The organism is Flagellimonas iocasae (genome assembly GCF_042682725.1).
Taxonomy (GTDB): Bacteria; Bacteroidota; Bacteroidia; order Flavobacteriales; family Flavobacteriaceae; genus Flagellimonas; species Flagellimonas iocasae.
Map to the genome: position 1 here is coordinate 96,549 of NZ_JBHUHU010000001.1, position 14,576 is coordinate 111,124.

Annotated in this window: 15 protein-coding genes; 3 read left to right on the forward strand and 12 right to left on the reverse strand. The window is 42.9% G+C overall.

The annotated features are described in order from the left end of the window. Nucleotides 1-44 precede the first annotated feature (44 nt). Together ACFSJE_RS00425 and ACFSJE_RS00430 are read left to right on the forward strand one after the other, a co-directional pair. Complete coding sequence (locus ACFSJE_RS00425) at nucleotides 45-1,025, forward strand: CorA family divalent cation transporter (RefSeq protein WP_379828962.1); 981 nt, start codon at nucleotides 45-47, stop codon at nucleotides 1,023-1,025. Between the two features lie 163 nt (nucleotides 1,026-1,188). Further along, complete coding sequence (locus ACFSJE_RS00430; protein WP_379828964.1) at nucleotides 1,189-1,839, forward strand: OmpW/AlkL family protein; 651 nt, start codon at nucleotides 1,189-1,191, stop codon at nucleotides 1,837-1,839. A 71-nt stretch (nucleotides 1,840-1,910) separates the two neighbouring features. Here ACFSJE_RS00430 and ACFSJE_RS00435 read toward each other — a convergent pair whose 3' ends face one another. From ACFSJE_RS00435 to ACFSJE_RS00465, 7 genes are all read right to left on the reverse strand, one after another. After that, a complete protein-coding gene (locus ACFSJE_RS00435; RefSeq protein WP_379828965.1) occupies nucleotides 1,911-2,900 on the reverse strand; it encodes a GNAT family N-acetyltransferase in 990 nt (329 codons plus the stop codon). A 76-nt stretch (nucleotides 2,901-2,976) separates the two neighbouring features. Further along, nucleotides 2,977-3,771, reverse strand: coding sequence for an anti-sigma factor (locus ACFSJE_RS00440; RefSeq protein WP_379828966.1), 795 nt, complete (start codon nucleotides 3,769-3,771; stop codon nucleotides 2,977-2,979). Nucleotides 3,772-3,775: 4 nt separating this feature from the next. Continuing rightward, the gene (locus ACFSJE_RS00445; RefSeq protein WP_379828968.1) at nucleotides 3,776-4,303 is read right to left on the reverse strand and encodes an RNA polymerase sigma factor; all 528 of its coding nucleotides are present in this window, start codon (nucleotides 4,301-4,303) and stop codon (nucleotides 3,776-3,778) included. A 73-nt stretch (nucleotides 4,304-4,376) separates the two neighbouring features. After that, nucleotides 4,377-5,684 (reverse strand): MFS transporter, encoded by a 1,308-nt coding sequence (locus ACFSJE_RS00450; protein ID WP_379828969.1) that lies wholly within the window; start codon nucleotides 5,682-5,684, stop codon nucleotides 4,377-4,379. Between the two features lie 62 nt (nucleotides 5,685-5,746). Then, nucleotides 5,747-6,046: a GNAT family N-acetyltransferase gene (locus ACFSJE_RS00455; protein ID WP_379828971.1), complete on the reverse strand. Its 300-nt coding sequence runs from the start codon at nucleotides 6,044-6,046 to the stop codon at nucleotides 5,747-5,749. Nucleotides 6,047-6,050: 4 nt separating this feature from the next. Next, the gene (locus ACFSJE_RS00460) at nucleotides 6,051-6,266 is read right to left on the reverse strand and encodes a (4Fe-4S)-binding protein (protein ID WP_379828973.1); all 216 of its coding nucleotides are present in this window, start codon (nucleotides 6,264-6,266) and stop codon (nucleotides 6,051-6,053) included. 66 nt (nucleotides 6,267-6,332) lie between these two features. Then, a complete protein-coding gene (locus ACFSJE_RS00465) occupies nucleotides 6,333-6,920 on the reverse strand; it encodes a superoxide dismutase family protein (RefSeq protein WP_379828974.1) in 588 nt (195 codons plus the stop codon). Nucleotides 6,921-7,166: 246 nt separating this feature from the next. Here ACFSJE_RS00465 and ACFSJE_RS00470 point away from each other — a divergent pair, with 246 nt between their 5' ends. Then, entirely contained in the window at nucleotides 7,167-7,292 is a 126-nt protein-coding gene (locus ACFSJE_RS00470; RefSeq protein ID WP_379828975.1) for a hypothetical protein, read from the forward strand. 3 nt (nucleotides 7,293-7,295) lie between these two features. Here ACFSJE_RS00470 and ACFSJE_RS00475 read toward each other — a convergent pair whose 3' ends face one another. From ACFSJE_RS00475 to ACFSJE_RS00495, 5 genes are all read right to left on the reverse strand, one after another. Continuing rightward, a complete protein-coding gene (locus ACFSJE_RS00475) occupies nucleotides 7,296-8,006 on the reverse strand; it encodes a DUF2490 domain-containing protein (protein WP_379828977.1) in 711 nt (236 codons plus the stop codon). After that, nucleotides 8,006-11,212: a WD40/YVTN/BNR-like repeat-containing protein gene (locus ACFSJE_RS00480; RefSeq protein ID WP_379828979.1), complete on the reverse strand. Its 3,207-nt coding sequence runs from the start codon at nucleotides 11,210-11,212 to the stop codon at nucleotides 8,006-8,008. The genes ACFSJE_RS00475 and ACFSJE_RS00480 overlap by 1 nt, the downstream gene beginning before the upstream one ends. A 74-nt stretch (nucleotides 11,213-11,286) precedes the next feature. After that, nucleotides 11,287-12,576, reverse strand: coding sequence for a metal-dependent hydrolase family protein (locus ACFSJE_RS00485; RefSeq protein WP_379828981.1), 1,290 nt, complete (start codon nucleotides 12,574-12,576; stop codon nucleotides 11,287-11,289). A 6-nt stretch (nucleotides 12,577-12,582) separates the two neighbouring features. Further along, complete coding sequence (locus tag ACFSJE_RS00490) at nucleotides 12,583-14,004, reverse strand: amidohydrolase family protein (RefSeq protein ID WP_379828983.1); 1,422 nt, start codon at nucleotides 14,002-14,004, stop codon at nucleotides 12,583-12,585. Continuing rightward, nucleotides 14,001-14,576 (reverse strand): YdeI/OmpD-associated family protein, encoded by a 576-nt coding sequence (locus ACFSJE_RS00495; protein WP_379828985.1) that lies wholly within the window; start codon nucleotides 14,574-14,576, stop codon nucleotides 14,001-14,003. The genes ACFSJE_RS00490 and ACFSJE_RS00495 overlap by 4 nt, the downstream gene beginning before the upstream one ends.

Here is a 14,576-nt window from a genome sequence, read left to right on the forward strand (position 1 = left end):
ACTTATTATTTTAAACTACAAATTACGCACATACTTTTATTTCGATGGTAACGGATTTTGAAAATAATACATGGGTCATCAATTACTCGGTGGATGACTATTACAATAGGAAGTTTTCCTTGGCTGAAGATTGCAATCTTTCCAAAAAGGATAAGACCATTACTTGGGTCAATACGTACGGGTTAGGCTACATGGATGAATTCAGGTCCATGGTGCTCAGTAACGAGCTGGATGATTTTCTACTCAGATTGTTTGCCAATCAGAATCTGGGCAACAAGGTTATAGAGTTGGAAGAGCAGTTGTTTATCGCCGTTAGGATTCTAAAGACCGAAAACCATAATTTGGATTCTGAACAGATGTTTTTTGTGGCAGGCAAAGACTTTATTTGGTGTATCCAGGAAAAGCGTGGTGATCATTTTGATTGGATTCGCAATCGTATTTTTGACAATAAGGGCATCATCAGAAAAAAGCGGGCCGATTATCTGCTCTATTTTATTTTAGAGACCATCATCACAAATTACAAGGAGAAGTACGAAGAGGTTGTACTCATGGAAAATATGCTGGACAAAGCAACCAAATTGGAGCCTACCCCAGAGTTTATGTTCGAAGTGGAACAAAAGAAAGCCATGATCCATCAGTTTAAAAAAGCCTCCCACGGACTTCGTGATATTGCAGTCCGCTTGGAAAGGGTGCAGGTAAAAGGATTCCATACCAAGTATTTTAGTGAACTTCGGGAGCAAATCAATGGACTCACCAACGACATTGATTCAGATATTCAGGAATTGGAAAGTCAAATCAATCTCTTTTTCAGTATCCAAGGACATCGATTAAACGAAGTCATGAAGACGCTCACCATTTTCTCGGTTATTTTCATCCCCTTGACATTTTTGGCTGGTATCTACGGAATGAATTTTGAAAATATCCCGGAACTCAATTGGCATTACGGTTATTTCATCCTTTTAGGGTTGATGCTTTTAGTCACCTTAATTTCCATCATTATTTTTAGACGAAAGAAATGGTTTTAAGGGCTTTCTTTTTCGAGTAGGCTTGCATTTAAATCAAAAAACGCAATGTAGCATCATCCCTGATTATTGGAAGTTTAGCACCACAAACAAATTTCCAATGATAAACATCATATTCTTGGAAACCCTTGCAAGGTAGTTTTGCTCAATCTTAAAATTTAAAGAAATGAGAAAAACAGCACTTTTTGCAATGGTAGTGTTAATGGGGATGATGAACAGCGTAATGGCCCAGGATTCTTCGTCGAGCAGTAGTGGGAGCCCTTGGCAGTTCCGTCTTCGGGGAATTGTGGTTACCCCGGATGAGAGTGCGGACATTGAAGCGATAGGAGGGGACGCATCCATTTCAACTGCAGTTGTGCCTGAGTTTGATATCTCGTATTTCTTTGATGAAAATTGGTCACTGGAATTGATTTTGGCCACTACAAAACACGATGTTGAGGCTGTAGGGACCGCTGCTGGCGATATAGATTTGGGACACGTTTGGCTACTTCCTCCAACGTTGACAGGTCAATACCACTTTACCGGAGGCGATTTTGTGCCCTACTTGGGAGCTGGTCTAAATCTTACCCTGTTCTATGGGGTGGATGAAGGTCCGGTGGCAGATGATGTGGAATATGATACCGCGGTGGGCTATGCCTTGCAGGGAGGTTTCGATTTTATGCTTAACGATAAATGGTTCCTCAACCTTGATGTTAAAAAATTGTTCCTGAACACGGATGCCACGGTAAATGCAACTACAGCATTGGGCGCCACAGTGGTTGCGGATGTAGATATCAACCCATGGATTTTTGGATTTGGAGTGGGGGTAAAACTTTAAGTTGACGGTTTTTAGTACGTTAATTGATTCGGGAAGACAGCTTGGCATTGCCAAGCTGTTTTTGTTTATTGCTACAGTTTTAATCGGAATCCATAAACCTGAAGGTCTCCTTGTTTGAAATTCAAATCCGTTGACCCAACAAACCCGAGTTTCTCGTACATTTTCCAAGCAACTTTCATATAAGCCGTACTATGGATGATTAGTTGGGTATGCCCTTTTTTTCTGGCTTTTTCAATACAAGCAATGCTTAGAGCCTTTCCTATGCCCAAACCTCTTGCTGATGGGTCAACGGCCAAAAACCGAAAACCAGAGGCATTTTTTTCTTTCGTCGCAATGCCCCCAGAACCATATTGTTGCATATCCTCGAAATAAAGTAGCGCGCCCAGAATTTTTCCATCATCGGATACCGCAATCAAAAGATCTACACCGGGTTTTTGGGTCATATCACCAATATTAGCCAAGGTTTCATAGTATTGAGGCTGTTCGTTGGCCCTAGGAAATCCTTCCAATCCAGCATATACTTCCACCATCAATGCACCAATGGCCTTAAACTCGGATGGCTTTGCATTTCGAATGGTGTAGCGGTTTTTTCCAAATCGCTTTTGATAACGTTCCTTAAATCCTACAGTGTCAAAATCTTGCTCTAACTGATTCAGGTTTTCTAGAAATACGTCGCTTACAAACTCTTTCAAAACCAGTTGAACCCGGTTCCATTCCTCCTCAAAAGCAGGTAAGGAGTCACTTCCTTGTTTGGAGAGTTGAATGAAGGTTTTTCTGCCATCATCTGGGTCTTTAAAACTTTCCAGATAGCCGCTATCCTTCATTTTTCGCGTAATCTTGATCATGGCAGGATGCGAGAATCCCAAAGCACTGGCAATCTCGGTCACGGTAAGTTTTCCTTTTTCCTTCAGTAATAAAAAGATAACGTGCCAATTGGGTTCAATACCCATGTTTAGACCGGAATAGTGTTCCAAGGTACTCGATACAATTTTTTCATTGAGTCTTTTGATGCGGGCGGTAAAACCTAAATGTTGGATTTCTTGTAAAAAGTCGGCTTCCATAAAAATACGTAACTGGTTACGCAAATATATGGAATATATGTAACTGGTTACATAAATATTCTCAAAAATGCATTGATTATGGGCCTACTGCACCCAAAGTATATAATTGCTCTAGGGTAGGAGTCTCGCTTCCGCCCTCTGGCTCAAGTGTAATACCGAATGCTTCGGATGCATTTGGATTTTCAAGCGTGAACAACTTGGAGTCTTCTGAAACAAAATCATCCAATAGACCAATACTTGTTGGGGTCAAGGGCTCCAACTTTAAAGACCAAACTTGATAGGTGAATCCGGGTGGGGGCTCGGGAAGTCCTTGGGCATCGATGATGACTTTTTGTTCTTCTCGGTTCCAATAAGCTTTGGCATAGGAGTTTGGCGAAACGGCCTGTCCTCCCAAAGCGATTACGGTCACATTTTTATCACGTAGTTCTCGTAAAAGGCTTTCTTTGTCTGCGACCTCTTCACGCGTAGTTGAAATAATTTCTTCAAGACTTTCCTTTTCTTGGTTAGTGACTTCAATATCAGATTTTAATGTGGTGTTCTGCAGATACATCCAAATCGTACTCGCTGCAAACAATACAGCTGCGGCCCAACCTAAATAACTGGACCATGGGGTTTTCTTCTCTGATGATGAAGGCATAAATGGAATAACATCATCCAATTCAGTCTTTATTTTGGCAAAGGCATCATTGGGCATTTTAGCTGATGTGGTCCGGGTAAGCTCCAATAGGGCAGCTTCAATGGCTTCAATTTCCTTTTTTATTTCAGGGTATTGAATAGCATAGTGCTGTACCTCCAAGTTTTCCTCGGGGCTTAGGGCTCCAGCAACGTAGAGCTCTAAAATTCCGGATGCTATGTACTTTTCAACGTCCATTTTGTTATGCCATGTTTTTCCGAATCTCGGAAATACAGCTTCTAATTCTAGTTTTTATAGTGCCAACAGGTGTTTTAAGCTCCTTGGCCGCTTCTTTTTGGGTATATCCCTTAAAATAAAGCAGATCTATCAACAAGATACATTTGTCTTTCAAACCTTTTAAAAGGGATTGTAGACCAATGGTATCTATTTTTCCATTTAGATCTTCGCTATTTTCATAGATACCTACGAGAGAATCAACAGGTAGGTTTTTCTTTTGGTTTTTATGGTCTTTTGAGCGCAGTTCATCGATAGCCGTATTGCGGGCTATGTTCAATATCCAGGTGAAAAATCGACCTTTTGAGGTATCATATTGATGGGACTTGTTCCAAATTTTCACAAATACATCTTGACAAAGTTCTTGGGAACGCTCGGGGTCTTTGAGGATTACATTGATGACCCCACAAATATTTTCCGCATACATATTATACAACGTTTCAAACGCGACCTTATCTTTCTTTTGGAATTGTTGTATGAGGTTATCTAGATGCATAGCAATTCTGCTAAAGATATAAAAAATAGTGTTGGTTCTTCGATATTCTGAAGCTCCACCAAAGAGAAACGGACTATTGCGGATTTTTGGACTTGATACTTGCAATGGCCATAAAAGTGAGGAAGGCCAGGCCTAAGTACCCGACCAACCGATAGGACCCAAAGGTTGAAAAGAAAAAACTGAAAATGGGTGGGGCCAGAGCGCTTGCCAATACCAAAAAACTCATCACCTTGCCGGTAATCGCACCCAAATGGTCACGCCCATAAAAGCGGGGCCAAGCAATGGCATTCAAAACGGCAAAAAAGCCGCCAAGGGTTCCGAAACCAACTACTAAAAACGGGATTCCAAATGGATAGGCTAGAAATAGGAAGCCTGTTGCAGCCAAGACACCCCCTGCAAGCATTAAATAGAGATACAATTTTAGCGGGAGGTAATCACTCAACCAATTGAATACGGTTGATACGGTGACAGCAACCACGGAGCCTGGAAGGAAAATGGAAATGGCGTCTTCTTTCGGAAATCCTTCACTTGCAAAAATGGAGATTACATGAAACGTTAATCCAGTAATGAAAAAACTGTTGAAAGCCAGCATAAAGGCATACATCCAAAAGGCACGGGTTGCCATCGCTTCCTTCAGATTGAATTGTTTGTAACCAATTTGAGGGGTTTTGTCGTCGGTTTCGGTATCCTTTTTATGTCCATCAGGGACAAGCCCATGGTCTTCTGGTTTGTTCTTGTAAAACAGAAATATCAAAACACTAAAAATGAGCAAACCCAAAGCTAAATAGCGCCATGCATGCTGCCAGCCATAACCATCAATTAAGGCACTGACCCAGAGTGGGGAAGAGGAAAAGCCAAAGGATAGGGCCACACTGCTGAACATATTTACCTTTCCACGGTTTTTATCGAACCAAATCATGATCATGTTTCGGGAGGCCATGGTCAGTATACCTTGTCCTGCGAAACGTAGCAAGAAGAATAGACAGGTAATCAATACAAATGGGATAACCCATGTTTCTTGATTCAAAACCTGCTGGATAAATTCACTCATTTGGGCCGAAAATGAACAAAGCAAAAGTGTAAGGGCCAATACCAGAGTGGCAAAGAAAGCCACATAACGTGCCCCGTATTTGTCGAACCAAACGCCACCACGACTTATGAACAGGGAACTCATAATGGTGCCCAGCATGTAGGCATTGCTGAACTGGTTCCGGTTCAACCCAAGAGCATCTTTTACAGGGTCGGTAAACACCGAAACACCTATGGTTTGCCCCGGTATACTGCAGTAAACGCCAAGCGTACCCATAAAAAGAATCACGTAGCCATAGAAAAATGGACTTTTGGCCGGATTGATGGTAAGGGCATTCTGGAATTTGGACATGCTTGGTTGTAAGCTGACAAAAGTAGGAGTTTTGTCAACAGGAAAAGTCTGAATAAGCGAGATTATTCAATGTTGATACCCTTCATCACCAATTCTTTCCACTCTGGATGTCGTTTTAAGTAGAGTGCTACAAAAGGGCAGAGGGGAATCAAGGTCCAATCTTGGGCTTTGATGTGTTCCAAGGTTTGTTTGATCAACGCCGAACCAATTCCTTTTCCTTCATAGGAAGTTGGGACTTCGGTATGGGTGAGGTAAATTTTTTCTTTGGCTTTGATGTATTCAATTTTCGCGATGGCATCACCCAAATCAAACTGAAATTGTTTGGCCTCCGCATTGTCAACGAGCTTATATTCCTTTTCCATAAAGCTAGGCGTTGTTTTCAGTATAAGTCAATGCCCCAGAAGGACACTTGGAAATCTGTTCTTTCAATTGCTGGGTGGTTGCATTTTCAACCTTAATCCATGGTCTTTCCTTTGGATTATAGACCTGTGGTAACATTTTCACACAAACTCCAGCATGTTGGCAAAGTTCGGCTTTCCAGATAACGGTGATTTCACCATTGGAATAGGTTTTATCGCTCATAATATCCCTATTGAGGTAAGTGATACATAAAAAAAGCTGCCCACTGGGCAGCTTTTCAATATTAATTTATTGGATAATTCCAGTACAGGATACCCGGGCACCAGCGGCTCCACTGGGTTGTGAGGTATAATCATCCACTCCTTGGTGAACTATCACAGCCTTGCCCAAAATGTTTTTGGTTTCGTCATCACAACCAATGCACCATTCATCAGTTTCGAACTCAACAGTTGCATTTCCATCGGCATCTGCAGTGAAGTTGCCAATATCTCCTTTGTGATATCCTTCAACAGCTCCCCATTTTCCATGCGGTTGGAACGTTGGGTTCCAGTGACCACCGGTTGAAGTACCATCGGCTGCGGAACAGTCTGCTTTTTCGTGAAGGTGGATGGCGTGTTCGCCTTCGGTAAGTCCTGTAAATATGGCTTTCATCATAACTTTACCATCATCTTCGGTAAAAGTTACCTCGCCAGTTACACCACTATCGCTTTTCGGCTCCATTTTAAAAGTGATGACGGTTGGCTCCATTTTTTCGGCCATTTGGTCAACAGCTTCCTCTATCTCATCGGAGGTTTCCTCCGCTTCTTTTTTTACTTGCTTACAGCTAAATGCGGTCACAAGGACCAACCCCAGCGCAAGCGTTTGTAATTTTTTCATTGTGAGTAATTTTAGGTTTAACATCTAAGGTACTTAATAATTGGGGGCATGTCAACAATTTTCGCAACCAATCCTTCTTTTTGATTTTTATTTAAGACAATACGAATTTTCTGGTTGAATCGTTATAAAAATAGAGCCGATACCTTGACCTTAAAAATTTAAAAATTGACGCATTTAGCTTTTAATTATATCAACTTCGTGATTTATTGCAAAAAGAGAAAATCGTTTTGCAAAGGCTATCGTCGATTGAAGGAAAATAAGCTCAAAGGTTCCATTGACCAAAAGGACTACGTTAGATCTTTACGCAAAATATACAATGCCACCATTGAGTTGGAATTGGATTATTTTGATATCCGACACATGCGACTCTAAGGTTTAGTCACTATCATCGCTCTTTTTGAACAGCCCCCTTAAATCTGGATTATAAAAGAATCCCAATTGTAACCGGTCGTAGACCGCATTGCTAAATTGATTCCTCAAATAGCCGAGTTGCACACTGCTATTTCCTGAAATATGAATCCCCACCGCCCCATACAATCTATTTTGACCAAAAAGGTCATCCTGAAGATTGATGAACAACTCATCGTAAAAGTTGAGGAAAAAAGTGTCGCTCAACGGCAAGGTAATTTGAATTCGGTACCGTGCCCGATGTTGTGTATCAGTCACATCCCCAAAATCCAGAAAGCGTTGCTCCAACCGATACCGATGTTCAAAAAGAAATTCCCAGACCTTATTTTTCAATATAAATTGTTCAAAGATTCGGTGTTCCTTGCTGTTGGTTTCATTGGGGAACTCTTCGAAAGTTCCATCGGTGGAAATAAAACCATACCCCCCAGTGGCAATAGCATTGGGGTTGATGTGGTAGTTGAGCCCCGTACGAAGCAAAAGCTGGTTGAAATTACTGGTGGTCTCGTAAAACCGGAACTGCGCCTCAGTGTGAATGCTGAACCGCTCGGCAATTTTATTGGTGCCAAAGTACATGTACCAGGCACCCATTTTGTCTTCACCGGGTTCTTGTCCATTAACAGCAATTATTGTCATTAACGCCACCAGAATGGTCGATACACTCCTCAAATTCTTCGTCATTAATCTAAGCTAAAGGTTTCCGTTTCTTTGAAAGGTGACAAATCCAATGATTCTATGGAAGCTCGATACGGTTTCCATTTTTCAGTAAAGAAGGCATTGGTTTTGTCCAAGGCGGACTTTAATTCCTCTTCCGCAAATTGAACCAATCTAGTTTCTGTGCTGGTAATGCCTGTTTTTCTGGAATTGACATAGGATTCAGCGGTATTTAAGCGCAAAACTACCGAAGGCTCTGGGTTTCGGGTAATCCCTTGACGCTTGTCTTCTTTTCCAAGATACAAGGCGATTACCGAATCGATTTGTTTTTGAATGGCTTCGGATGCTTCAATTTGATCCTTGAACTTATCCTTGTCCAATTCCTTGAGCTCTTTTTGATATTTGTCTGCCAGATTTTTGCTTTCAACCAGTTGTTTTACGGCATCGGCAGCTGTTTGAGTGTATCCTTCCAGTTTTTTGCCCAAGGCATACACCTCATTTATCGAGCCTAACGAAACGTCGAGTCTGGGGTCGGTTTTTACCGTCACCGAAGTGGAATCGGAGGTTTCTCCATAGTTGACCTTCACCTTGTAGGTTCCCGGTTTCACGGTAATTCCACCTGATTCTCTCTTTCGTTTTGAAATGGTTCTTGATGGTGAATCTGGTCCTTTTTCATCCATATTCCAATAAATCCTATGGAAACCGGCTTTTTCCGGGGTCTTGTATGTTAGGGTTCGAATCAATCTATCCCCATCATAAAATTCAAAGAAGATGGAATCCTTGGTTTTTTCCTTGGGTTTATCTTCAGCTTTAGAAGCTTCATCACCTTCCTCTTTCTTGTCAGCTGTTTTGTCCTTTTTGTTTCCTTCTTTTAAATAGTATGTAATCATGGCACCTGATGCCCGATTTTCTGCATTGTAGATGGCATCACCACCAAAGCGACTTCCTGTGGGTTGTTGGTAAGCAGCCAAATACGCATCTGGACTTTTGAAAAGTGCAACCTCTTTATTCAAGATTGATGTGTTTCCCGCCAATGCCCGTAGCGGACGAATATCGTCAAGCACCCAAGCGGCCCTTCCAAAGGTCCCAATGACCAAATCCTGCTCTCTGGGGTGGATGGCCAAATCCTTGGTGGATACCGTGGGGAAACTTTTGTTCCATTTTTTCCACTGGTTTCCTGCATCCAACGAAATATAAAGCCCGTCATCCGTACCCAAAAACATCAAATTTGGATTTTCTGGGTCTTCAATAATAGATAAGGTATAGCTTTCCACATCACTTTGGTCCACGATACGGGTCCATGTTTTTCCATAATCCTTGGTTCTGTAGGCATAGGGAGCGTAGTTGAATCTCCTGTAGTCATTCGCAATCAATAGGGCTTCACCTTTGTTATTGTGCGACGCTTTTATCTGGGGAATCCAGCTGCCTTTAGGCAGTCCTTTTATATTGTTAGTGACTTCGGTCCAAGAACCGCCACCATTTTGGGTAAAATGTACGCGGCCGTCATCAGTTCCCACCCAAAGCATGTCCTTCTCAACAGGAGACGGTTCAATGACAATGATAGTGGTATGATTTTCAGCACCAGTGGCATCCATGGTAAGGCCACCGCTTTCGCTCTGCTTTTGTTTTTCAGGGTCATTGGTGGTCAAATCTGGCGAAATTACTTCCCATGTCTGGCCTTTATTGGTAGATTTATGCACAAACTGACTTCCAAAATAGACCGTGCTATTATCAAATGGGTCCTGACCAATAGCGGCATTCCAATTAAAGCGGAGCAGGGTCTCCGGGTCTGGTGGAGTAGGGCGGACCGAATAATTGTTTCCAGTAATCCAATCGTATCGACTTACAAAACCCTGTTGACTCATGGCGTAGCCATATTGACTATTATCTTTATCGGGAACAACATCAAAGCCATCGCCAAAAGCAATTTCTTGCCAATAACTGTTTCGAATGCCCTGCTCTTTCCAAACATAAGCGGGTCCACGCCAAGAACCATTGTCCTGCATTCCACCATACACATTGTACGGAAATTCATTGTCCATATTGATGTGATAGAATTGGGCCACGGGTAAGTTTCCGATAAATCGCCAGGTTTTACCCCCGTTTTTAGTGATGTTCACTCCACCATCATTACCATCCATCATAAATTGACCATTTTCTGGATGAATCCACCAGGCGTGGTGGTCTGGATGAACGCCATTGCTCACCCCATAGGATGGCATTAGCTGGGTAAAGTTCTTACCACCATCTTCCGAAACATTGATATAGGTAAACACAGAGTACACCCTATTTTCATTTTGAGGGTCGACATAAATTTCAGAATAGTAGAATGGACGGTTTCCAATATCGTCTTTGTCATTGATTTTCTCCCATTTAAATCCACCGTCAGTTGATTTGTAAAGGGCATTTTTCTTGGCTTCCACCAAGGCATAGACAATATTGGGTTTGTTTCGGGCAATGGCGATACCGATTCGCCCCAGTTCCCCTTTAGGTAGTCCATCTTCATCGGTGATTTCTTTCCAGGTTGCACCACCATCATGGGTCATGTATAAACCGCTGCCTTCTCCACCAGATTTAAAAAACCATGGCTCACGCTTGTGTTCCCACATGGCCGCAATCAATTTGTTGGGATTGGTAGGGTCCATAACTAAATCAGCTATCCCTGTTCTGTTGTTGACGAACAACACCTTTTCCCAGGTTTTTCCACCATCCGTGGTTTTATAGACGCCACGTTCTGGATGTTCTCCCCAAGGGGAACCAATTGCGCCAACATAGACAATATCTGGATTTGTTGGGTCGATAATAACTCTGTGAATGTGTCTGGTTTTTTCCAATCCCATGGATGTCCAGGTTTTACCTCCATCCAAGGATTTATAGACACCATAACCGCCATTGAGGCTATTTCTGGGATTTCCTTCACCTGTTCCTACCCAAATAACAGAGGGGTTGGATTGTTGAATGGCCACAGCCCCAATGGATGCGGTGACTTGATCATCAAAAATAGGTTCCCATTGAATGCCCCCAGAAGTCGATTTCCACAAACCACCTGAGGCGGTACCCACGTACATGACATCGGGGTTGGAAGTTAGAACATCAATGGCAGTAACCCGACCGCTCATCCCTGCAGGGCCAATGTTTCGCGGTTTTATGCCTTCCAGCAAATCGATTGAAAATTCTTGGGAAAATAGGGATACGGATGCCAGAAGCATCACAAGGAGTAGAGGCTTTTTCATTGTCAGCGTTAATTAGTCGCCTAAAGATACCAAAAACCCAAAGTGGATTTCTTAAAGGGATGTTAACGAAAGGGCTATTCGTTTTTGTAGATTACTCCATCCTTCATCACAAATTTTACCTGACGCATTTGCTTAATATTTTCAACAGGATTGCCGTCCACAGCAATCATATCGGCCAAAAATCCAGTTTGAATCCTTCCCAAATCATCTAGGTGGAATATGTGGGCATTCCCGGAGGTCGCGGATTTTAAAACGTTTTGGGATTGCATCCCATATTCTACCATAAGTTCCATTTCCCGATAATTTTCACCGTGGGTGAATACCCCTACGTCCCCTCCAAAAACTATATCCACCCCAGAATCCAAGGCCAGCTTGAAGGATTTCTTCTTTTTGGCAATTCTATCAGGGTCGGGCTCTTTGCCCTTCTGCCATCCTTTATATTGTTCAATGGCATCACCCGCAGCTAAAGTAGGGCATAGCGCAACGTTGCGGTCTTTCATCAGCTTGAAAATCTCCGAAGTACCGCCATCGCCATGCTCAATTGTCTCCACACCACCTAAAATGGCGCGTTTCATTCCTTCCGGGGTACTGGCGTGTGCCACCACATATCGACCTGCAGTTGTGGCGGCAGCTACCATGGCATCAATTTCTTCCTGCAGAAAAGTGGCTTGGGAAGGTTCATCCTTGCCCCAACGATAATCGGCGTAAATTTTAATGAGATTGGCTCCCTGTCCCATTTGATTACGCACTTCTTTGATTGCTTCGGCTTCCCCGCTCACTGGAACAGCGCCGAGTGGAACAGTAACACCTTCATGGAATCCTTTTGGGCCATAGGCACCCGTGGCCACAATGGCCGGACCAGCCACCAACAATCGAGGGCCAGGTATGATACCATCATCAATGGTTTTCTTAACATATACATCGGTATAACCTGCTCCTTCCGAGCCCAAATCCCGCATGGTGGTTACTCCTGCCATCAGCGAATTTTTGGCATGAACGGTTGCTCTAACCGCCCGTTCCGCAGCGGATTCCTTTAAAACCTGATCATTCCATTCCGTTTCATTGTACGGATGCAGAAGAATATGTGAATGACCTTCAATAATGCCCGGTAACAGGGTCTTGCCTTTTAATTCGTACCGCTGATAGGATTTTGTGCGTTGCAATCCAGATTCTGGACCAGTGTAGACAATTTTGTTTTCATTCACGGCCACAACCCAACCAGAATGCATTTCTTCCCCATCAAAAACCCGATCAGGAACCAGAAGCTGTTGTCCGTATATGGAAATGGTCAGGGAAAAGAATAAGATAAAGCTCCAGTAGTTGGTCTTATTTCGATTTTTGGAAGTGGCTGCGTCTGACATCATATTATTTTAATCCATTACTGCGCTGTCCGAGAGGTCTTCAAGCTGCTCTTTGCTGAACACTTGGGTACCTTTGAGCACGGCATAAATATTTTGGGTTTGTTCAATGTTTTCTAGCGGATTACCATCCAAAAGCACCAAATCAGAAACTTTTCCTTCGGAAATGGTACCGTATGCGTCCGTTTTATGTAAAAATGCAGCACCATTGTAGGCTGATGTTCGAAGAGCATCCAAAGGAGAAATCCCTTTTGCTACCATGGCAGCCAATTCTTTATGTAATGAAACTCCCGGATAGATATAGGAGTTGAATGCCCCGCAGTCTGAACCTGCCAAAAGTCCAACTTCGGCGGTATTGAGAAATTTTGCCAATTGACCAAAAAAGGTATCCAATTCCTTTCTGTTTTTTCGAGCTTCTTCGGAAGCACGCATAGCACTTTGCACTCGACCTTCATAGGTTTTAATAATGCCAGCTCCCATATATTTTAAGTAGGGGTCGTTTGTATGGTCTACTTCATCCACGTAACTTAAGGTATTCCCGATATAAAGGGTGGGCACCACAAAGACTCCTTTTTGCTTCAATTTCTGAAATGTGGCTTGGGCGGTACTATCCGTGTATCCTTCCATCAAAGAAGGCATGGCACCCCAAAAGCCCATTTCGCCACTTTTTACTTTTTCAGTGATTTCTTTTTCATTGGCGGCACATCCTTTCAACACATAGTATAAATGTTCAATGGCATCCATTCCGGCATCCACCGTTTCATTGAATGTGGCGCTAAAGGGCATATGTCCTGAAACAATCAATCCTCTTTTTTCCGTTTCTTTAATAGTTTTAAGATAAAGTTCACCTGAAAATTGACTGTCGTACAACTTTACAAAATCAACATTCAGCGCCTGCAACGAATCCAACGCCACAGGGATATCTTCTTCTTTATCCACAACAAGGGAACCCGCCCACATGGAGTTGGGGCCATCAATCTTTGGACCGGCGGTGAAAATGGTGGGTCCCACCAAATCTTCATTGGCAATCTGCCCTTTCCATTCCATCACGGAACTGGTCAAGTCACCTCCGGCATCCCTCACGGTGGTTACGCCGTTGGCAATAAAAAGCTTTAGGAAGTTCTTGTTGTTGGCAATCAGCGAATCTCCGCCTCGTAAATGGATATGGTTGTCCCAAAAACCGGGTAGGACATATTTTCCGGTAGCGTCAATCAATGAATCTGCTTTATAAGGATTCTCCGCATTTGTTTCCAGTAAAGCTTTGATCTCACCATTGGTGATGTATATATTTTTGATTGTGGTTTTGCCAGATTCAAGGTCAATGACATGGGCGTTTAGAATGGCCAGATCCACTGGTTCTGTTTTTTTGTCCTGACACGCCGAGAAGACTAACAGGAACACTAGCAATTTTGCTGCTTTGAGGGAATTTTTCATCTTTGGTTTCGGTATTTTACGTTTTGGGCCACTAGGGCCACAATTTCTTGGATGCGCTTCTGACGGGTTTCTTCCCGTTTGGCATCGTTGAGCCAGTACAGGTAACTTTTGCGCTGTCCCGCAGTGAAGTTATGAAAGTTCTCCAATGCTTCCCTGTCTTTTTCCAATGCTTTTTGAAGATCACTGGGGACCACTCCATTCTCCACATCATCCAAAGCGGTCCAAGAACCGTTCTTTTTGGCCACTTTTATCGCTTCCAGTCCACTTTGACGCATTAATCCATTGGATTTCAGTTCTTTGATATGATTTTTATTGACCTTGCTCCAAACGCTTTTGGGTTTTCTGGGGCAGAAATATTGTCGTCGTTTTCCATCACCCAGACTTTTAACGGTGCTGTCAATCCAACCGAAGCATAAGGCCACCCGGACAGCTTCTTCCCATCGCATACTTTCCTTGTGGTGCTCCACTTTATAGAAAATAAGGTGGATTCCGGTTGAGGTATTATGGTTTTCGTGGAGCCACTCCCGCCATTCCCCATCATTTTTAAAGTAGTGTTCAGGAAGATGGTCCAA

What these genes read in the sequence shown, in the direction of transcription:
- ACFSJE_RS00480 (WP_379828979.1), bottom strand. Translation starts at nt 11,212, where the DNA reads ATGAAAAAGCCTCTACTCCTTGTGATGCTTCTGGCATCCGTATCCCTA.
- ACFSJE_RS00430 (WP_379828964.1), top strand. Translation starts at nt 1,189, where the DNA reads ATGAGAAAAACAGCACTTTTTGCAATGGTAGTGTTAATGGGGATGATG.
- ACFSJE_RS00450 (WP_379828969.1), bottom strand. Translation starts at nt 5,684, where the DNA reads ATGTCCAAATTCCAGAATGCCCTTACCATCAATCCGGCCAAAAGTCCA.
- ACFSJE_RS00465 (WP_379828974.1), bottom strand. Translation starts at nt 6,920, where the DNA reads ATGAAAAAATTACAAACGCTTGCGCTGGGGTTGGTCCTTGTGACCGCA.
- ACFSJE_RS00440 (WP_379828966.1), bottom strand. Translation starts at nt 3,771, where the DNA reads ATGGACGTTGAAAAGTACATAGCATCCGGAATTTTAGAGCTCTACGTT.
- ACFSJE_RS00485 (WP_379828981.1), bottom strand. Translation starts at nt 12,576, where the DNA reads ATGATGTCAGACGCAGCCACTTCCAAAAATCGAAATAAGACCAACTAC.
- ACFSJE_RS00435 (WP_379828965.1), bottom strand. Translation starts at nt 2,900, where the DNA reads ATGGAAGCCGACTTTTTACAAGAAATCCAACATTTAGGTTTTACCGCC.
- ACFSJE_RS00475 (WP_379828977.1), bottom strand. Translation starts at nt 8,006, where the DNA reads ATGACGAAGAATTTGAGGAGTGTATCGACCATTCTGGTGGCGTTAATG.
- ACFSJE_RS00490 (WP_379828983.1), bottom strand. Translation starts at nt 14,004, where the DNA reads ATGAAAAATTCCCTCAAAGCAGCAAAATTGCTAGTGTTCCTGTTAGTC.
- ACFSJE_RS00455 (WP_379828971.1), bottom strand. Translation starts at nt 6,046, where the DNA reads ATGGAAAAGGAATATAAGCTCGTTGACAATGCGGAGGCCAAACAATTT.
- ACFSJE_RS00425 (WP_379828962.1), top strand. Translation starts at nt 45, where the DNA reads ATGGTAACGGATTTTGAAAATAATACATGGGTCATCAATTACTCGGTG.
- ACFSJE_RS00445 (WP_379828968.1), bottom strand. Translation starts at nt 4,303, where the DNA reads ATGCATCTAGATAACCTCATACAACAATTCCAAAAGAAAGATAAGGTC.
- ACFSJE_RS00460 (WP_379828973.1), bottom strand. Translation starts at nt 6,266, where the DNA reads ATGAGCGATAAAACCTATTCCAATGGTGAAATCACCGTTATCTGGAAA.